This window comes from Allobosea robiniae (assembly GCF_900102525.1).
In the GTDB taxonomy this organism is placed as follows: Bacteria; Pseudomonadota; Alphaproteobacteria; order Rhizobiales; family Beijerinckiaceae; genus Allobosea; species Allobosea robiniae.
Genome location: NZ_FNBZ01000001.1, coordinates 205,512 through 223,379, shown reverse-complemented (window position 1 = coordinate 223,379; position 17,868 = coordinate 205,512). Strand labels below are relative to the sequence as shown.

Here is a 17,868-nt window from a genome sequence, read left to right as displayed (position 1 = left end):
TTTCAATGACGCTCGCTGCGCGGCGATGCCAGTCGCTCGACTTCCGCCGACGCCTCGATTCTGGCCATTTCGAGAAAGTAGCTGAGGGCGCTGAGCCTGGCATCGCGGGCCATGGCGCGGAGTTCCGCCGCCATCCCCTCGATGAAGCAGGCGGCCTCCAGCGGCGACATTGGCCGGCTGGGAATATCGTCTTCGCCGTGCCCTCCCGGATCGGGCTCAAGTGCGACCAGCTTGGAGACTTTGTGTTTCATGGCGAATGGATTCCCTCGCATAATCGGGGATCGACTCGTCCGGCGGGCTTTGCTTCCCGGACAGATATGCAATCATAGATTGCATTTATGAATGAATTTCAAGTTTCCGTATACTATGCCAGAAGAAAGACCGCTGCCGGAAGCGTCGCCAGGGCGAGCAGCGTCTGCAGCGTCGTGATCTCGGCCATCAGCGGTGCGTCGCCGCCGAGATCGCGCGCCAGGAAATACGCGGCGGTGGCCGTCGGGACGGCGCCTGCGACCACTGTCATCGCAAGGGCCGGGCCGGTGACGCCGAACCAGCCGGCATAGAGCCAGGCCAGCACCGGCATGACCGCGAGCTTGAGCCCGACGGCAACGGCATGCGCCAGCCGCGGCCGGGCCAGGCGGTCGAGGTCGAGCGCCGAGCCGACCACGAGCAGCCCGATGCCGAGCGAGGCGCGCCCGAGTACGTCGAGATAGCCGGTGAAGGCGGTGGGCAGCAGCCACTGCACCTGGTTGAACACGAGGCCGACCGCCGAGGACCAGATGAAGGGGTTGTAGAGAATCGAGCGGATCATCGCGCTCAGGCTCATCGGCTTGCCGCTGGCGAACCGGGCGAGCACGAAGACGCACATGACGTTGAGCAGCGGGATCATCGTGGCGACGGCGATCGCCATCAGCGTCGTGCCGGTGCGGCCCTGCAGGCCGGCCGCCAGCGCGAGGCCGACGAAGCTGTTCCAGCGCACCGAGCCCTGGAAGATCGAGGTGAAGGCCGGTCCCCCGATACCGGCCTGCGCCAGCAGCGGGCGGGCGAGCAGGAGCAGGGCGGCGACGCTGAGGATGGCGAGGACGAGGCTCGCGCCCATGCCGAGGACCGGAACGCTGCGCAGGTCGGCCATGGCCAGCGTATGGATCACCACCGCCGGAAACAGGACCTGGTAGGTCAGGCGCTCGACGCCGATCCAATGCGCCGGCGAGACGATGTTGCGCGCCTTCAAAAACCAGCCCGTCGCGATGACGAGGAAGACGGCGATCAGGCTATCGAGCATGGAGGGGCCGGAAACGAGGGCGGGGCAGGAGGCCGTGGCGAGAGGCTGTCGGGAACAATGGAGATGGGCAGCCGTTTTACTGTCGAACTGACCTGTCCCTGTCATGCCCGCTCGTGGCCGGCAAGGGCGCGGGAGAAGGACCGTCCTGTCCCTGCCGCAATGCTGCCGCGATTGGTTCAGGTCCCATTCAACCGGATTGCCCCATGCTGGCTCCAACATTGGGTGATCTCGTGAAAGGAGATGCCGTCATGATGTCTCTGAAGAAGAAAGTCGCTGTTGCGCTGACCGCCGCGAGCGTTGCCGCAGGCAGCTTTGCCGTTCCCGCCATGGCGGCCGAAACGCGCGGCTTCGACGCGGCGCGCCTCGACAAGGCCCAGGCCGAATATACGCAGTATCGCTACCGTCACGGCTATCGTGGCCATTGGCGCGGCTCGTCGCGCGGCGCGGCGGTTGCCGGTGCGATCGGTCTCGGCATCCTCGGGGCCGCGGCGATCGCGGCCAACAGGAATGCTTATGCGGGGCCGAGCTACTATTACGACGATGGCTATTATGCGCCGCCGGCGCCGGTCTATGTCGCGCCGAGGCGCTACTACGCCCCCTATGGCTATCAGCCCTATGATTTCCGCGACTATCGCTGAGATCGATCGCAGCTAGACCGGCAAGGCCCGCGCCGTCGCGCGGGCCTTTCTGTGTGACGATATATTTGGGATTTGGCGTCATGAAGCGCGGTCATGGACTTTCCGATGGGGGTATCGCCACGATGAAATCGCTTCGACAGACACTGGTCGCAAGCCTCGGTCTGGTCGCGCTGGCCTGGGCTTCCGCTCAGCCGGCCGTCGCCCAGTATTACGGCGGCCAGGGCAACGGCTACGAGCGCCGTGGCCAGGAACGCAACGGCTATGACCGCAACGGCTATCAACGCAACGGCTATGAACGCCGCGACTCCTGGCGTGACGATGATCGTGGCTCGCGTTTCGGCCGGGACGACGGGCGCGGTGGCTACGGTCGCCGCACGCAGAATCCGATAGCCGGGATGAGCCTTGAAGAGCAAAAGCGCGCGGTCAAGAACGAGCGCGAGGCGCAGAAGAAGGCGTTCAAGCGCGGCCAGATCTTCCAATAGGTCCAGGCTGGCGCGACGCCGGCAAGGACGGCTTTCCAGAAGGCCGCTTCGCCATCCGGCGGGCGGCCTTCAGTCGTATTGGCTTTCGTCTTCGCCATCCTCCTGCGGTCCGAGCCGGCCCAGCCGGTCGAGCGCGCCTTGCAGGATATAGGCGGCCGCCATCTTGTCGACGACGGCGGCGCGCTTGGCGCGCGAGGCGTCGGCATCGAGCAGGGTCCGCGTCACGGCAAGCGTCGACATGCGCTCGTCCCAGAACACGATCGGCAGTTCGGTGAGGGGAATGAGATTGCGCACGAAGGCGCGGGTCGACTGCACGCGCGGTCCTTCCGTGCCGTCCATGTTGAGCGGCAGGCCGATGACCAGCCCGGCGACCTGGTGCTTGCCGGCGATCTTCAGCAGCGCTGCTGCATCGAGCCCGAACTTGACCCGCTGGATCGTCTCCAGCGGCGTCGCGATCTGCCGCTCCACATCCGAGAGCGCCAGCCCGATCGTCTTGCTGCCGAGATCGAGCCCGAGCAGCCGGGCATGCGCCGGCAGGTCGAGGAAGGCTTCGAGCGGGACGACGGCGCTGGTCATGGCATGGCGGTATCACGCGCCGGCCGGCCTCGCGAGCGATACCTTTTCCGATGCGCCCGGAGAATGACGAGTTCCCGGCGGCTGTAGCGCGGAAGCCATCGCGCATCGCCGGCTATCAGGCTATATCCGCGCGCTTGAAAAGCGGCGTTGCCGCATAAAGGATAGTACCGTGCCGGCGCGCATCTCGCTCCATGTTCCCGACAAGCACCTGCTTGGCGCCTATCAGGCGGCGTTGCGCGGCGGCTGGTCGCCGAATACGACGCGCAACGTCGCGCCCGAGCATCTCGCTGCCATTGCCGCCGATCCCGACGCTTTCCTCGCCGAGATCCGTGGCGGCCCCGGCCGCATCCGCCTGCCGGATGGCCGCGAGGTCGACCGCATTCCCGGCCCGACGCGCTGGATCTTCGCCGAGGATCGTCCCGAGCGGCCCTTCATCGGTTCGATCAACCTGCGCTGGCAGGAGGATGCGGCGGGTCGCCCGATCCTCGCCCTGCCGGAGCATGTGCTCGGCCATGTCGGCTACACCATCCTGCCGGCCTTCGCCGGGCGCGGCTACGCGACGGCGGCGCTTGCGGCGATGCTCGGCGTGGCGCGCGAAGCCGGGCTGCCCGAGATCAGCATCACCTGCGACGCGACCAACCAGGCCTCGCGCCGCATCATCGAGAAGAATGGCGGGCGGCTGGTCGAGACCTTCGTCGCGCCGCTCTACGGCCCCGATCAACGCCTCCGTTTCAGCGTCAGCACTGCATCATGACCGATATCGTCATCACCGAGTTCATCGACGACACCGCTCTCGCCAACCTGAAAGCGCGGTTCGCGGTCCATTACGACCCCGAGCTCTATGCCGATATCGACGAGATGGCGCGGCTTTTCGCCGATGTCCCGGCCGTGATCGTGCGCAACCAGACGCAGGTGCGTGGCAAGGTGCTGGAAGCGGCGAGGGCGCTCAAGGTCATCGGCCGCCTCGGCGTCGGCCTCGACAATCTCGACATGGAGACTTGCGCCGCCCGTGGCATCCGCGTCTTCCCGGCGACCGGCGCCAACAGCCTCTCCGTCGTCGAATATGTCATCGGCACGACGATGGCCCTGCTGCGCGGCGCCTATTACGCCAATGCCGCGATGCTGGCCGGCGAGTTTCCCAAGACCAGGCTGATCGGCCGCGAGATCGCCGGCAAGCTGATGGGCCTCGTCGGCTTCGGCTCCATCGCCCGCGACGTCGCCCACCATGCCCGCGCGATCGGGATGGAGGTCGCTGCCTACCATCCGCGCCTTCCCATCGATGATCCGGCCTGGAGCGGCGTGCGGCGACTGGAGCTCGACGAATTGCTGGAGCAGGCCGACATCATCAGCCTGCATGTCCCGCTGACCTCGGAAACCCGCGGCATGATCGACGCCAAGGCCTTCGCCCGGATGAAACCGGACGCGATCGTGATCAACACGGCGCGCGGCGGCATTCTGGACGAGGCGGCTCTGGTGAAGGCGCTCAAGGCCGGCAAGCTCGGCGGCGCGGCGATCGATGCCTACGAGCAGGAGCCGCTCGGCAAGGACGCCGCCAAGGTCTTCGCCGGCGCGCCGAACCTGATCCTGACGCCGCATATCGCCGGCAATACGGTGGAATCGAACGGACGTGTGTCCGGGCTCGTCGCCGAGAAGGTCATGGCGGCGCTGGACGAGCGGATTTAGGGCGATCTGGACAGCCGGGAGCGACGGCTTTCGCCCCTGGCCAACCCTCGAGGCGGATTGAATAATCGCCTCGAGGCCCGTTTCATGGCCAGACAGGTGCGCCGTCCAGGCCCGTGCTTTCCGGTAGACCGCAGATCAGGTTCGCATTCTGCAGCGCCTGACCAGCTGCGCCTTTACCGAGATTGTCGACCACGCCCATCGCGATGATCAGGTCGCGCTCCGGGTCGGCCGCATAGCTGACGAATGCGAGATTTGAGCCGGTCGCCCATTTGGTCTGCGGTGGCTTGTTGGTCACGCGGACGAACGCCCGCTCGGCATAGAAGCGCCGCGCCGCGTCCAGGCACTCGTCCGTGGTGGCGCGGCCGCGGCAGTAGATGGTGGCGAGGATGCCGCGAGTCATCGGCACCAGATGGGGCGTGAACACCAGCCCGGCCGCGCTGCCGCCGCTCAGCCGTTCGATCGTCTTGGCGATCTCGGGCATATGGACATGCTTGAGCAGGCCATAGGGCACCAGGTTCTCGTTGCTCTCGGCATAGCCGAACTTGCTGTCGCCGCCCCGGCCGGCACCGGAGATGCCCGTCTTGACGTCGATCACGATGTTGCCGGGCTCGATCAGCTTGTTGACCAGCAGCGGGGCCAGCGCGTTCAGCGTCGCCGCAGGAAAGCAGCCGGGGTTGGCAACGCGGGTCCGGCCCTCGATCTCAGCCGGCCAGATGTCGGCCAGGCCGTATGCCCAGCCCTCGACATAGCGGTGGTCACCGCCGATATCGACGATCTTAACGTCCTTGGGCACGCGCGCCAGCGCGTCGGCCGAGGCGCCCGTGGGCAGCGACGCGAAGAGCACGTCGAGCTTCGGTAAGGTCGCAGGCTCCCACTTCTCGATCACCAGTCCGGCCAGCTTGGTCGGGACACCGGGGAAGCGATCCACCAATCGGCTGCCGGCGCTGCTGTCGCCGGCCGCGTAGACCAGCTCGAAAGACGGGTGGCTCGCGATCAGGCGCAATGCTTCGCCGCCGCCGAAGCCACTGATCCCGACAATGCCGACGCGAATGCTCATGATGATGTCCTTCTGGGGTTCGGGCAAAAGAAAACCCCCGGAGCCGAGGGCTGCGGAGGTTCGGGAACACGGGCCGGGGGCCGCTTCGGCGGATGAAGCCTACGGTGAGGCTGTCATCATGCGGAAGGGCACTGATCGACGCGCAGCCGGAAGAGCCGCCGCTTGTGTGAAGCAGCGTCGGCGTCGATCACAGAGGTTCCGGTTTCCGCGCATGTCCCGCGACACTGTCGCTGCCCCTATTCATCGTCAAGCGAAAACTCCGCGTTCGCCGCAACGCGGACGCTGCGCGCTCAGCAAGCGTTCCAGCTCGCCATCAAAAGCTCACACGAAATCGAACCGGTCGACATCGACCAACCCCTTGTCGGTGATCTTGAGATGCGGGATCACCGGCAGGGTCAGGAAGGCGACCTGCAGGAAGGGCTCGGCCAGCACGACGCCCAGCGCCTTCGCCGCGGCGCGTAGCTTTTCAAGGTCGTGCCTGACTGCCTCGAAGGGCTGCTCGCTCATCAGCCCGGCGACCGGCAGGGCCAGTTCCGCCGCGACCTTGCCGCCATCGGCCACGGCAAAGCCGCCGCCGATCTCGATCAGCCGGTTGGCAGCAGCCGCCATCGAGGCCTCGTCGACGCCGACGACGCAGAGATTATGGCTGTCATGGCCGACGGAGGAGGCGATGGCGCCACGCTTCATGCCGAAGCCATGGACGAAGCCGCCCGCAATGCCGCCATTCTTGCCGTGCCGCTCGATCACCGTGACCTTGATCGCATCCTGCGCGAGGTCGGGCAGGGCCTCGCCGTCGTGCGAGGGCAGGGCCATCGCCAGCCGCTCGGTGATGATCCGCCCGGGCACCACGCCGATCACCGGCGTCTCGCCGTCGCGGGCCTTCACCGCGAAATCGGCCGGGGTGAGCTTGCGGCTCTTCACGCTGCCGAGTCCGACCGGCGCGATCGTCGCCCGGTCCGCGAACAGAGACTCCTCGACCAGCCGGCCGCCGGTCAGGACCCGCTTCACCGAGCAGGCGGCGAGGTCCTCGACCAGCACGATATCGGCGCGCTTGCCCGGCCCGATGAAGCCGCGATCGAACAGCCCGAAATTCTGCGCCGCCGACAAGGAGGCGATGCGATAGGTCGCCAGAACATCCGCACCCTCGGCAATGGCGGTGCGGATCATGTAGTCGAGATGGCCCTCCTCGCCGATATCGAGCGGATTGCGGTCATCGGTGCAGAAGGCGAGGAAGGGCGAGGCGTCGCGCGAGATCAGCGGGATCAACTGATGCAGGTCCTTCGAGACCGAGCCCTCGCGGATCAGGATCGCCATGCCCTTGGCAAGCTTCTCGCGGGCCTCGTCGGCGGTGGTCGTCTCGTGGTCGGTGCGGATGCCGGCGGCGAGATAGGCGTTGAGATCCTTACCCCGCACCAGCGGCGCATGGCCGTCGATATGGCGATGCGAGAAGGCCGCGAGCTTGGCGAGGCAGCCGGGATCGCGATGGATCACGCCCGGAAAATTCATGAACTCGGCCAGTCCGATCACCTTGGGGTGATCCATCATCGGCGTCAGGTCGGCGGCTTCGAGTCGGGCGCCTGCGGTCTCCAGATGCGTCGCAGGCACGCAGCTCGACAGGTTGACGCGCAGATCCATCCGCATCGCCTCGGCGCAGGCGAGGAAATAGCGGATGCCCTCGGTGCCGAGCACGTTCGAAATCTCGTGCGGGTCGCAGATCGCGGTGGTGACGCCATGCGGCAGCACGCAGCGCTCGAATTCGAGCGGCGTCACCAGCGAGGACTCGATGTGCAGATGCGTGTCGATGAAACCGGGCACGGCGATCAGGCCCTTGGCGTCGATGACGCGCCTGCCTTCGTAGGTGCCGTAGGTCCCGACGATGGTGTCGCCGCAGATCGCGATATCGCTCTCGACCAGCGCGCCGGTGACGAGGTCGAGCAGTCTCGCGCCCTTGATGACGAGATCGGCCGGCTCGTCGCCATGCCCCTGGGCGATCCGGCGGGCCAATTCTTGACTGGAGACCGTGGCTGCGTCGGTCATGGGGCGATTCCGTAGGTTTGACATCGCGCCAGCCTGCCTCTCTCCGCCCGCAATGTCGACTTGGTCGGCGGCCCGGATCGGCCTAGATAGAGGCCGGCATTTCGAAAGCCCGGAGCCTTCGCATGAAACTCACCTGGTACGGCCATTCCGCCTTCCGCGTCGATCTCGACGGCGCTGCCATCCTGATCGATCCGTTCTTCACCGGAAATCCGGCCTTCGAGGGCGATGTCGCCGCGATCTCCAAGGGCGTCAGCCATATCCTGGTCACCCACGGCCATGGCGACCATGTCGGCGACACGCTCGATATCGCCGGGAAGACCGGTGCGACCGTCATCACGAACTACGACCTCGCCATGCATCTGGCCTCGCAGGGGCTCAAGAGCTTTCAGCCGATGAACACCGGCGGCACGGTTGGTCTCGGCCCGTTCAGCGTCACGCTCACCCGCGCCGATCATTCGGCCGGCATGGGAGAGGGCGGCGTCAACGTTCCCGTCGGCAGCGCCAATGGCGCGATCATCAAGGCCAAGGGTGAGAAGACGCTCTGGCACATGGGCGATACCGACATCTTCTCGGACATGGCGCTGCTCAGCGAGATCCATGGCGTCGAGGCCTGTATCTGCCCGATCGGTGACCGCTTCACCATGGGCGGCAAGGTTGCGGCTCTGGCCATGACCCGCTTCGTCAAGCCGAAGCTGGCGATCCCCAGCCATTACGGCACCTTCCCGATCATCGACCAGAATGCTGACGCCTTCGTCGCCGGCATGCAGGGCAGTGGCATCGACGTGATCCTGCCGAAGAAGGGCGAGGCTTTCGCGATCTGAGCCGGAGAATCCGGCCTGATCGCTCAATGCTGATTTACGTTTGCCCGTTCGCCGCGCTATAGCGCGGCGAACCGTTTTCCGGCGCGTGATCCGCGCCCTCTTCAGGAGTCCGCCATGTCGGTCGATCTCGCCACCGTCAAACGCGTCGCGCATCTCGCGCGCATCGCCGTGCCGGAGGCCGATCTGCCCAAGCTGCAAGGCGAGCTCAACGCCATTCTCGGCTTCGTCGAGCAGCTCAACGAGGTGAATGTCGACGGCGTCGAGCCGATGACCTCGGTGACGCCGATGGCGATCTTGCAGCGCGAGGACGTGGTCAATGACGGCGAGATCGCCAACGCGATCGTCGCCAACGCCCCGGCCTCCGAGGACAACTATTTCATGGTGCCGAAGGTGATCGAGTAAGCGCGAGGCGCGCCTGTTCGATCGTCCCGGAGGCGCGAAGCGTCATCCGGGATCACCATCTGCATACAGAACGGAACTGAAACCGTGACCGATCTCACCCGCCTGACGCTGACCGAGGCCCGCGACGGCCTGAAGGCCAAGACCTTCTCCGCGACCGAACTGACGAAGGCGCATATCGCCGCCGTCGAGAAGGCCCGCGCCCTCAATGCCTATGTGCTGGAAACGCCCGAGCACGCCCTGAAGCAGGCTGCTGCCTCCGACACGAAGCTCGCCAAGGGCGAGGCTGGCCCGCTCGAAGGGCTGCCGCTCGGCATCAAGGACCTGTTCGCGACCAACGGCGTGCGCACCACCGCCTGCTCGAAGATCCTCGGCAACTTCGTGCCGGCCTATGAATCGACCGTGACGAGCCAGCTCTGGCGCGACGGCGCGGTGATGCTCGGCAAGCTCAACAATGACGAATTCGCCATGGGCTCGTCGAACGAGACCTCGGCCTTCGGCAATGTCGTCAATCCATGGCGCCGCAAGGGTTCCAATGTCGGTTCTGGCGCCGGTGGCGCCGTCGAGGGCAACCATCTCGTGCCGGGCGGTTCGTCGGGCGGTTCGGCTTCGGCTGTCGCCGCCGGTCTCTGCTTGGCCGCGACCGCGACCGATACCGGCGGCTCGATCCGCCAGCCGGCGGCCTTCACCGGCACGGTCGGCATCAAGCCGACCTATGGCCGCTGCTCGCGCTGGGGCACGGTCGCTTTCGCCTCCTCGCTCGATCAGGCCGGGCCGATCGCCAAGACCGTGCGCGACGCGGCGGTGATGCTGCGCTCGATGTCGGGCCACGATCCCAAGGACACCACTTCGGTGAACATGGCCGTGCCGGATTACGAGGCCGCGGTCGGCCGTTCGGTGAAGGGCATGAAGATCGGCATCCCCCGTGAATACCGGCTGGACGGCCTCAATGCCGAGATCGATGCGCTCTGGCAGCAGGGCATCGAATGGCTGAGGGCCGCAGGCGCCGAGATCGTCGAGATCTCGCTGCCGCACACCAAATACGCCCTGCCGGCCTATTACATCGTCGCCCCGGCCGAGGCCTCCTCGAACCTCGCCCGCTATGACGGCGTCCGCTACGGCCTGCGCGAGCAGGGCAGGGACATCGTCGAGATGTACGAGAAGACCCGCGCCGCCGGCTTCGGCGCCGAGGTCAAGCGCCGCATCATGATCGGCACCTATGTGCTATCGGCCGGCTATTACGACGCCTATTACGTCCGGGCTCAGAAGATCCGCACGCTGATCAAGCGCGATTTCGAGGCGGTCTATGCGCAGGGCATCGACGCGGTGCTGACGCCGGCGACGCCGTCGGCTGCCTTCGGCATCGGCGAGAAGGGCTCGGCCGATCCGGTCGAGATGTACCTGAACGACATCTTCACGGTGACGGTGAACATGGCCGGCCTGCCGGGCATCGCCGTGCCCGCTGGCCTCGACGCGCAGGGCCTGCCGCTGGGCCTTCAGCTCATCGGGCGCCCCTTCGACGAGGAGACCTTGTTCTCGCTCGGCGAAGTGATCGAGCAGGCGGCGGGCCGCTTCCCGGTCTCCGAGCGCTGGTGGGGCTGAGCGGAGTTCGGCCCCCGGGCTGCTGACAGAACACTTCGCCATCCGGACGCTTGGTGAAGCCGCCCCGTCCCGGGATGGCATGGGCTGCGCTTGGCCGTTAGGCTGCTTGCCTCTTCAAAGGAGACGGCGATGATCGTCAGCCGCGCGATGGCCTATGCCTGCCTGATGGTGTTCGCCGGCATGCTCGTGCTCATCGCCGGGCTGATGATCCTGCTGACGATCGTCCAGATGGCGCGTGGCGAGACGATTCCGGATTTGGGCGCTAGAGCGATCGGCGCGGTGATCGCCGCCGGCCTTGCGCCGCTCTGCCGGGCATTGGCGCGACGTCTGGTCTAGGCCCGCCGGGCAGGGGCGACGAACGAAAAAGGGGCCGCATCGCTGCGGCCCCTTTCCTGTTTGGCTGTCCCGGGCCTTCCGTGGCCTCAATGCGCCCCGGTCGGCTGCCCCGCCGCGGCCTTGCGCTTCGTCCCGCGCAGATCCGCCAGCCAGCGCACCATCACGTAGAACACCGGCGTGAAGATGAGGCCGAAGAAGGTCACACCCAGCATGCCGGAGAACACCGCGATGCCCATCGCCTGGCGCATCTCGGCGCCGGCACCGACCGAGACTGTCAGCGGCAGCACGCCGAGGATGAAGGCCATCGAGGTCATCAGGATCGGCCGCAGGCGGGTCTTGGCGGCTGCGATTGCCGCGTCGCGGCGGTGCATGCCCTCGTCCTCGGCCTGCTTGGCGAACTCGACGATCAGGATCGCGTTCTTGGCTGCAAGGCCGACGAGCACCACCAGGCCGATATCCACCAGGATGTTGCGGTCGAGCCCGGCATAGTTCACCCCGAACATCGCCGCCAGGATACACATCGGCACGATCAGGATGACCGAGAGCGGCAGGAGCCAGCTTTCGTAGAGCGCCGCCAGCAGCAGGAAGACGAATACCACCGCCAGCCCGAAGGCGATCACCGCAGTGTTGCCTGCGAGCTTCTCCTGCAGCGCGATCTCGGTCCATTCGAAGCCGAAGCCGGCTGGCAGCCGCTCCGCCGCGATCTTCTCGACCGCCGCGATGCCCTGTCCGGTCGAGAAGCCGTGTGCCATCGAGAGCTGCACCTCCGCCGCCGGATACAGGTTGTAGCGCGGCACGCGATAGGCGCCGGTCGTGTCGTGGAAGGACGCGACCGAGCCGATCGGCACCATCTCGCCATCCGCATTGCGGGTCTTGAGCGTGGCGACGTCGCGCGTAGTCAGGCGGAACGGGTTGTCGGCCTGCGCCGTGACGCGGAAGGTGCGGCCCAGCAGGTTGAAGTCGTTGATATAGGCCGAGCCCATATAGACCGACAGGGTCTCGAAGATGCGCGTCACCGGCACGCCGAGCATCTCCGCCTTGGTGCGGTCGATATCGGCATAGATCTGCGGCGTCTTGGTCGAGAACAGCGTGAAGGGCTGCTGGATGCCCGGGACCTGCGCGGCCGAGCCGGCGACGGTCCAGGCCGCTCCTTCAAGCGCCGCAAGCCCGCGTCCGCCGCGATCCTGCACATAGCCCTTCAGGCCGCCGCCGGTGCCGATGCCCGGAATGGCCGGCGGCTCGATCAGCAGGGTGAAGGCCTCGGTGATCCCGAACATCTGCTGGCGCAGATCGTTCAGGATGCCCTGTGTGGTGAGGCCCTGCTTCTCGCGATCCTTGAACGGAGAGAGGGTGACGAAGGCGACGCCCGCGTTCGGCGCGATCGTGAAGGTCGCTCCGTCGAGACCGGCGAAGGCGACGGTATGGGCCACGCCGGGGCGTGACTGCAGGATCTCGTTGGCCTTGCGCAGCACCGTGTCGGTACGTTGCAGCGAGGAACCCGGCGGCAACTGGATCACGGCGATGAAATAGCCGCGGTCGAGTTGCGGCACGAGGCCGGTCGGGGTCTTGCGGATATCGTAGACGGTTGCCGCGATCAGGCCGGAATAGACGATCAGCAGGATCACTGCGATCCTGATGAGCCGCGAGGTGACGCGGCCATAGGTTCGCGACAGCCAGTCGAAGCCGGCGTTGAAATAGTGGAAGAACCAGCGGACCGGCGCGCCCAGCTTGTAGAGGAAGCCGTGCTGCTCGTGCTCGTCATGCTTCTTGTGCGCCTTGAGCAGCACCGCCGACATCGCTGGCGAGAGCGTCAGCGAGACGAAGCAGGAGATTGCCGTCGAGGCTGCGATCGTCACCGCGAACTGCTGGTAGAACGTGCCCTGCAGGCCGCTGATGAAGGCGGTCGGGATGAACACCGCGCAAAGCACGAGCGCGATGGCGAGCAGCGCGCCGCCGACCTCGTCCATGGTCTTGTGCGCGGCTTCCTTGGGCGTCATGCCCTCGGCCAGATAGCGCTCGACATTCTCCACCACGACGATCGCGTCGTCGACGACGATGCCGATGGCCAGCACGAGCGCCAGCAGCGAGATCGTGTTGAAGGAGATGCCGACCGCACTCATCACCAGGAAGGTGCCGACCAGCGAGACCGGGATCGCGACGATCGGGATGATCGCGGCGCGCCAGGTCTGCAGGAACAGGATGACCACGATCACGACGAGCACGACCGCTTCGAGCAGCGTCCGCACGACGGCGTCGACGGATTCGCCGATGAACTCGGTCGGGTTGTAGATGATGCGGTGCTCGAGGCCGACCGGGAACTGCTTGGCCATGTCGGCCATCGTCGCGATCAGCTTGTCCGAGGTCGCGAGCGCGTTCGAGCCCGGGCGCTGGAAGACGCCGATGGCGACGGTGTTCTTGTTATCGAGATAGGCGTTGGTGGTGTAGTCCTGCGAGCCGAGCTCGACGCGGGCGATATCGCGGACGCGGATCGTGCCGCCATCGGCGTCCGAGCGCACGACGATGTTCTCGAACTCGGCGATATCCGTCAGGCGGCCGAGCGTGTTGACCGAGAGCTGGAAGGCCTCGTCCGACTTCGCCGGCGGCTGGTTCAGAGCGCCGGCCGCGACCTGGACGTTCGCCGCCCGGAGCGCGGCGACGACGTCGCCGGCCGTCAGGTTGCGCGCCGCCACCTTGGCCGGGTCCAGCCAGATGCGCATCGAGAAGTCGCGTGCGCCGAAGACCTGCACGTCGCCGACGCCGTCGACGCGGGTCAGTACGTCCTTCACGTAGAGCGAGGCGTAGTTGGAGATGTACTGCGCGTCGCGCGACCCGTCCGGCGAGATCATGTTGATGACCATCAGGAAGTCGGGCGAGGCCTTGCGCACCTGCAGGCCGAGCTGGCGCACTTCCGCCGGCAGGCGCGCTTCGGCCTGCGAGACGCGGTTCTGCACCAGCACCTGGGCCTGGTCGACATCGACGCCGGCCTTGAACACGACGTTGATGGTCACGCGCCCGTCGCCGGTCGACTGCGACGTGATGTAGAGCATGTCGTCGACGCCGTTCACCTCCTGCTCGATCGGCGTCGCCACCGTGGCGGCCACCGTCTCGGCCGAGGCGCCGGGATAGGTCGCGGTGATCGACACCGTCGGCGGCGCGATCTCGGGATATTCGGCGATCGGCAGCGAGCGCTGCGCGATGGCGCCGGCGATCGTCAGCAGCACCGAGAGCACGGTGGCGAAGATCGGCCGGTCGATGAAGAAATGGGCGAAGCGGAACATGGGAATGTCCTGGCCGGAATAAGGCGGGCGGGCGCCCGTTGGCGTCCGTGATTCGATGCCGGGCCAGGCAGGGCCCGAGAGGCGGGCACCGGCTTTTGCGGAAAGCCGGTGCGGCAGGCGCTCAGTTGGTCGTCGCGACCTTGATCTCGCCGGGCTGCGGGGCGACGGTGACGCCCGGGCGGACCATCGGATTGGCGGTGCCGCCGACGATCACCTTGTCCTCGGGCGTCAGCCCGGACCGGATCACCCTGAGGCCTTCGCTGAGCGGCCCGAGCACAACCGGCTTCGGCACGACCTTGTTCTCGGGGCCGAGCGTCAACACGATCTTGTGGGCCTGGTCCGAGGCGATGACCGTGTCCGGCACCAGCAGCGCGTCGGATTCGCCGGCGTAGAAGCGCAGGCGTCCGAACACGCCCGGCGTCAGGAACTGGTCCTTGTTCTCGAACACGGCGCGGCCGCGGATCGTCGCCGAACGGGCGTTGAGCGCGTTGTCGAGGAAGTTGACCTTGCCGCGGCGGCCCCATTTGGGTTCGTCGGACAGGCGCACCTCGACCACCGTCCCGGCATCCTTGCTGGCCCCGTCGCGCGGATTGCTCATCCGGGCATAGCGCAGGTAATCGGCTTCCGAGACGTCGAAGGTGAAGTAGATCGGCGCGACCGCGACGATGGTCGTCAGCAGCGACGCACCCGACTGGCCGCCGGCGATCAGGTTGCCCGGATCGACGCGGCGGTTCGAGATGCGCCCGGCGAGCGGCGCGCGCACCTCGGTCCATTCGAGGTTGAGCTCGGCGTTCTTCAGGTTCGCCTCGGCACCCTGCAGCGACCCGACCGCACTGTTCAGGTTGGCGCGGCGCTGGTCGACGTCGCGCGCCGTGATCGTGCGGTTCTGGGTCAGGCCCTCGGCGCGCTCGACTTCGTTCTGGGCGAGCTCGACCTGGGCCTTGGCGCGCGCGACTTCGGCGCGGGCCACGTCGACGGCCAGTTTGTAAGGCCGCTGATCGATGGTAAAGAGCAGGTCGCCCTTCTGGACGAGCGAGCCGTCGGAGAAATGCACGCTGTCGATGAAGCCGGAGACGCGGGCGCGCACGTCGACCTGTTCACTGGCCTCGAAGCGACCGGTGTACTCGTCCCAGTTGGTGATGCGCTTGGCGAGCGGGTTGGCGACCTGGACCGGAGGGGCCGGAGGAGCCCCCTGTGCGGCGGCGTCGAAAGCCGTCAGGGCGGTCGACGTGAAGATGGCGGTGAGCACCAGACCGATGAAACGGCTGCGTGACATGACGGAACTCCGGGTAACGAGCCGGCCCAACCAATGAGGGTTTCCGGCATTTTGCGCAAGAAGGGGTGGCGAGTGACGAATGTCAAGAACCATCACCCGTCAATCGGCGCGATATAGCGCCACATAAGCCACATTCCCGCCATCTGGTTGCAGGAGCGCAACGCGACGGGCCTTTTTCGCCTCTCGTGAGTGCCGTGCCGGTGCAACGGATGCTTGCCGCCCGCCCGCCGACATCGTAACGCGTAGGCGCTGGAGCACGCGCCGATCAGATTGCGTTGCAATATGATCGGGTCACGCGTCCTCTAATATAACTTGGAGACGGATTCACCGATCAGGTTTCGACGTGATCGGATCCGACTCTATCAGCCGGAAGAGTCCAGATGAACGCGCATGCCCGCCCCGCCGACCCGAAGAAGCTGATCAAGGGCGCGACCGGCGATTGGGAGATCGTGGTCGGCATGGAGATCCATGCCCAGGTCACCTCCAATGCCAAGCTGTTCTCCGGCGCCTCGACCGGCTTCGGTGCCGAGCCGAACGAGCATGTCAGCCTCGTCGACGCCGCCATGCCCGGCATGCTTCCGGTGATCAATGCGGAATGCGTCAGGCAGGCGGTGCGTACGGGCTTGGGCCTCAACGCGCAGATCAACAACCGTTCGGTCTTCGACCGCAAGAACTACTTCTACCCGGACCTGCCGCAGGGCTACCAGATCAGCCAGTACAAGAGCCCGATCGTAGGCGAGGGCGAGATCGTCGTCGATCTCTCGCCGACCGAGCAGATCACCGTCGGCATCGAGCGGCTGCATCTGGAGCAGGATGCCGGCAAGTCGATCCACGACCAGCACCCGACGATGAGCTTCGTCGACCTCAACCGTTCCGGCGTCGCGCTGATGGAGATCGTCTCCAGGCCCGACCTGCGCTCGGCCGAGGAGGCCAAGGCCTATGTCACCAAGCTGCGCACCATCCTGCGCTATCTCGGCACCTGCGACGGCGACATGGAGAAGGGTAACCTGCGCGCCGACGTCAACGTTTCCGTCCGCAAGCCCGGCGCGGAGCTGGGAACCCGCTGCGAGATCAAGAACGTCAACTCGATCCGCTTCATCGGCCAGGCGGTCGAGACCGAGGCGCGCCGCCAGATCGGCATCATCGAGGATGGCGGCACGATCGATCAGGAAACCCGCCTCTACGATCCCGGCAAGGGCGAGACGCGTTCGATGCGCTCCAAGGAAGAAGCGCACGATTACCGCTACTTCCCCGATCCGGACCTTCTGCCGCTCGAATTCGACGATGCCTTCGTCGAGAGCCTGAAGGGTGCGCTGCCGGAACTGCCGGACGCCAAGAAGGCGCGCTTCATCGCGACCTACGGGCTCTCGCCCTATGATGCCTCGGTGCTGGTCGCCGAGCGTGAGCAGGCCGATTATTTCGAGGAGGTCGCCAATCCTGCTGGCAAGCCGGGTCGCGACGGCAAGGCCGCCGCCAACTGGGTCATCAACGAATTATTCGGCCGGCTCAACAAGGAAGGCAAGGACGTCACGACCTCGCCAGTCTCGGCCGCGCAGCTCGGCGGGCTCGTCGACCTGATCGGTGAGGGCGTCATCTCCGGCCGCATCGCCAAGGATCTGTTCGAGATCCTCTGGACCGAGGGCGGCGACCCGCGTGAGATCGTCGAGACCCGCGGCATGAAGCAGGTCACCGACACCGGCGCCATCGAGAAGGCCGTGGACGAACTGATCGCCGCCAATCCCGACAAGGTCGAGCAGGTCAAGGCCAAGCCGACCATGCTGGGCTGGTTCGTCGGTCAGGCCATGAAGGCCTCGGGTGGCAAGGCCAATCCGCAGGCCCTGAATGAGATCCTGAAGCAGAAACTCGGCATCGAGTGATCATGTGACGCCAGCCGATCTCGTCATCCGCGACGCCGAAGCCGCCGATCTCCCGGCGGTCAGGGCGCTTTTGGTCGAGACCTGGCACGCCACCTATGACGGCATCTATGGCTGGCAGCGCGTCGCCGAGATCACCAATGCCTGGCACTCTCTCGAGAACCTGAAGGCGCAGCTCGGCCGCGATGAGGGCGTCTTCCTCGTCGCGCTGGTCGGCGAGGAGATCGTCGCGACGGCCTCGGCCCGGCAGGAGCGTGACGGCGCGGCCCTGCTGACGCGGCTCTATGTCCTGCCGACCCGGCAGGGCGTCGGCATCGGGCGCACCTTGCTGCAGGTCGCGCTGGCCTGCTTTCCGGAGGCGCCGGTGGCGCGGCTCGAGGTCGAGAGCCAGAACGAGCCGGCCATCACCTTCTACGAGCGCATGGGCTTCTTCCTGCAAAGGCAGGCGCGCTTCGACGGGCGTGACGATACGCCCAATACGCTCCTGATGGCGAAGCGCCTCTTCGTCGCCTGACGCAGGCGCCCAACAA

At 66.3% G+C, this 17,868-nt stretch carries 17 protein-coding genes; 10 read left to right on the top strand and 7 right to left on the bottom strand.

What is annotated here, in order from left to right:
• Window positions 1-2 precede the first annotated feature (2 nt).
• Window positions 3-251, bottom strand: a complete 249-nt coding sequence (locus tag BLQ70_RS00975) for a hypothetical protein (RefSeq protein WP_091855462.1) — start codon at window positions 249-251, stop codon at window positions 3-5.
• 113 nt (window positions 252-364) lie between these two features.
• Window positions 365-1,279 carry an AEC family transporter gene (locus tag BLQ70_RS00970; RefSeq protein WP_091855461.1) on the bottom strand — a complete coding sequence of 305 codons (915 nt, stop codon included), beginning with the start codon at window positions 1,277-1,279 and terminating at the stop codon, window positions 365-367.
• A 248-nt stretch (window positions 1,280-1,527) separates the two neighbouring features.
• On the opposite strand from BLQ70_RS00970, the gene BLQ70_RS00965 reads away from it, so the two are divergent.
• Window positions 1,528-1,917 carry a hypothetical protein gene (locus BLQ70_RS00965; RefSeq protein ID WP_091855460.1) on the top strand — a complete coding sequence of 130 codons (390 nt, stop codon included), beginning with the start codon at window positions 1,528-1,530 and terminating at the stop codon, window positions 1,915-1,917.
• A gap of 80 nt (window positions 1,918-1,997) precedes the next feature.
• Window positions 1,998-2,399: a hypothetical protein gene (locus BLQ70_RS00960; RefSeq protein ID WP_139163463.1), complete on the top strand. Its 402-nt coding sequence runs from the start codon at window positions 1,998-2,000 to the stop codon at window positions 2,397-2,399.
• A 69-nt stretch (window positions 2,400-2,468) separates the two neighbouring features.
• On the opposite strand, the gene ruvX is transcribed toward BLQ70_RS00960, so the two are convergent.
• A complete protein-coding gene (gene ruvX / locus BLQ70_RS00955; protein ID WP_061963842.1) occupies window positions 2,469-2,975 on the bottom strand; it encodes a Holliday junction resolvase RuvX in 507 nt (168 codons plus the stop codon).
• Window positions 2,976-3,144: 169 nt separating this feature from the next.
• On the opposite strand from ruvX, the gene BLQ70_RS00950 reads away from it, so the two are divergent.
• Window positions 3,145-3,729, top strand: a complete 585-nt coding sequence (locus tag BLQ70_RS00950; protein WP_244511864.1) for a GNAT family N-acetyltransferase — start codon at window positions 3,145-3,147, stop codon at window positions 3,727-3,729.
• Window positions 3,726-4,658 carry a hydroxyacid dehydrogenase gene (locus BLQ70_RS00945; protein ID WP_091855458.1) on the top strand — a complete coding sequence of 311 codons (933 nt, stop codon included), beginning with the start codon at window positions 3,726-3,728 and terminating at the stop codon, window positions 4,656-4,658. Before BLQ70_RS00950 ends, BLQ70_RS00945 begins: the two co-directional genes overlap by 4 nt.
• Window positions 4,659-4,740: 82 nt before the next feature.
• Here the strand turns inward: BLQ70_RS00945 and argC are convergent, their stop codons facing one another.
• A complete protein-coding gene (gene argC, locus BLQ70_RS00940; protein ID WP_091856118.1) occupies window positions 4,741-5,715 on the bottom strand; it encodes an N-acetyl-gamma-glutamyl-phosphate reductase in 975 nt (324 codons plus the stop codon).
• Between the two features lie 321 nt (window positions 5,716-6,036).
• Window positions 6,037-7,752 carry an adenine deaminase gene (gene ade / locus BLQ70_RS00935; protein WP_091855457.1) on the bottom strand — a complete coding sequence of 572 codons (1,716 nt, stop codon included), beginning with the start codon at window positions 7,750-7,752 and terminating at the stop codon, window positions 6,037-6,039.
• Window positions 7,753-7,874: 122 nt separating this feature from the next.
• Between ade and BLQ70_RS00930 the strand changes: the two genes are divergently transcribed.
• The 4 genes from BLQ70_RS00930 (at window position 7,875) to BLQ70_RS00915 (ending at window position 10,910) form a co-directional block, all read left to right on the top strand.
• Window positions 7,875-8,573 (top strand): metal-dependent hydrolase, encoded by a 699-nt coding sequence (locus BLQ70_RS00930; protein ID WP_091855456.1) that lies wholly within the window; start codon window positions 7,875-7,877, stop codon window positions 8,571-8,573.
• 114 nt (window positions 8,574-8,687) lie between these two features.
• A complete protein-coding gene (gatC, locus tag BLQ70_RS00925) occupies window positions 8,688-8,975 on the top strand; it encodes an Asp-tRNA(Asn)/Glu-tRNA(Gln) amidotransferase subunit GatC (RefSeq protein WP_061963832.1) in 288 nt (95 codons plus the stop codon).
• Window positions 8,976-9,059: 84 nt separating this feature from the next.
• On the top strand, window positions 9,060-10,574 hold the full coding sequence (gene gatA / locus BLQ70_RS00920; protein WP_091855455.1) for an Asp-tRNA(Asn)/Glu-tRNA(Gln) amidotransferase subunit GatA: 1,515 nt from the start codon (window positions 9,060-9,062) through the stop codon (window positions 10,572-10,574).
• 129 nt (window positions 10,575-10,703) lie between these two features.
• Window positions 10,704-10,910, top strand: coding sequence for a hypothetical protein (locus BLQ70_RS00915; protein WP_091855454.1), 207 nt, complete (start codon window positions 10,704-10,706; stop codon window positions 10,908-10,910).
• Between the two features lie 86 nt (window positions 10,911-10,996).
• Here the strand turns inward: BLQ70_RS00915 and BLQ70_RS00910 are convergent, their stop codons facing one another.
• Window positions 10,997-14,188, bottom strand: coding sequence for an efflux RND transporter permease subunit (locus BLQ70_RS00910; RefSeq protein ID WP_091855453.1), 3,192 nt, complete (start codon window positions 14,186-14,188; stop codon window positions 10,997-10,999).
• A gap of 121 nt (window positions 14,189-14,309) precedes the next feature.
• Window positions 14,310-15,464, bottom strand: a complete 1,155-nt coding sequence (locus BLQ70_RS00905; RefSeq protein ID WP_091855452.1) for an efflux RND transporter periplasmic adaptor subunit — start codon at window positions 15,462-15,464, stop codon at window positions 14,310-14,312.
• 380 nt (window positions 15,465-15,844) lie between these two features.
• Here BLQ70_RS00905 and gatB point away from each other — a divergent pair, with 380 nt between their 5' ends.
• Both gatB and BLQ70_RS00895 read left to right on the top strand, forming a co-directional pair.
• A complete protein-coding gene (gene gatB, locus BLQ70_RS00900; protein WP_091855451.1) occupies window positions 15,845-17,341 on the top strand; it encodes an Asp-tRNA(Asn)/Glu-tRNA(Gln) amidotransferase subunit GatB in 1,497 nt (498 codons plus the stop codon).
• A 4-nt stretch (window positions 17,342-17,345) separates the two neighbouring features.
• On the top strand, window positions 17,346-17,852 hold the full coding sequence (locus tag BLQ70_RS00895; RefSeq protein ID WP_061963820.1) for a GNAT family N-acetyltransferase: 507 nt from the start codon (window positions 17,346-17,348) through the stop codon (window positions 17,850-17,852).
• Window positions 17,853-17,868 lie beyond the last annotated feature (16 nt).

Coding starts and splice junctions, on each gene's coding strand:
- BLQ70_RS00975 (WP_091855462.1), bottom strand. CDS start 251: ATGAAACACAAAGTCTCCAAGCTGGTCGCACTTGAGCCCGATCCGGGA.
- BLQ70_RS00970 (WP_091855461.1), bottom strand. CDS start 1,279: ATGCTCGATAGCCTGATCGCCGTCTTCCTCGTCATCGCGACGGGCTGG.
- BLQ70_RS00965 (WP_091855460.1), top strand. CDS start 1,528: ATGATGTCTCTGAAGAAGAAAGTCGCTGTTGCGCTGACCGCCGCGAGC.
- BLQ70_RS00960 (WP_139163463.1), top strand. CDS start 1,998: ATGAAGCGCGGTCATGGACTTTCCGATGGGGGTATCGCCACGATGAAA.
- ruvX (WP_061963842.1), bottom strand. CDS start 2,975: ATGACCAGCGCCGTCGTCCCGCTCGAAGCCTTCCTCGACCTGCCGGCG.
- BLQ70_RS00945 (WP_091855458.1), top strand. CDS start 3,726: ATGACCGATATCGTCATCACCGAGTTCATCGACGACACCGCTCTCGCC.
- argC (WP_091856118.1), bottom strand. CDS start 5,715: ATGAGCATTCGCGTCGGCATTGTCGGGATCAGTGGCTTCGGCGGCGGC.
- ade (WP_091855457.1), bottom strand. CDS start 7,752: ATGACCGACGCAGCCACGGTCTCCAGTCAAGAATTGGCCCGCCGGATC.
- BLQ70_RS00930 (WP_091855456.1), top strand. CDS start 7,875: ATGAAACTCACCTGGTACGGCCATTCCGCCTTCCGCGTCGATCTCGAC.
- gatC (WP_061963832.1), top strand. CDS start 8,688: ATGTCGGTCGATCTCGCCACCGTCAAACGCGTCGCGCATCTCGCGCGC.
- BLQ70_RS00915 (WP_091855454.1), top strand. CDS start 10,704: ATGATCGTCAGCCGCGCGATGGCCTATGCCTGCCTGATGGTGTTCGCC.
- BLQ70_RS00910 (WP_091855453.1), bottom strand. CDS start 14,188: ATGTTCCGCTTCGCCCATTTCTTCATCGACCGGCCGATCTTCGCCACC.
- BLQ70_RS00905 (WP_091855452.1), bottom strand. CDS start 15,464: ATGTCACGCAGCCGTTTCATCGGTCTGGTGCTCACCGCCATCTTCACG.
- gatB (WP_091855451.1), top strand. CDS start 15,845: ATGAACGCGCATGCCCGCCCCGCCGACCCGAAGAAGCTGATCAAGGGC.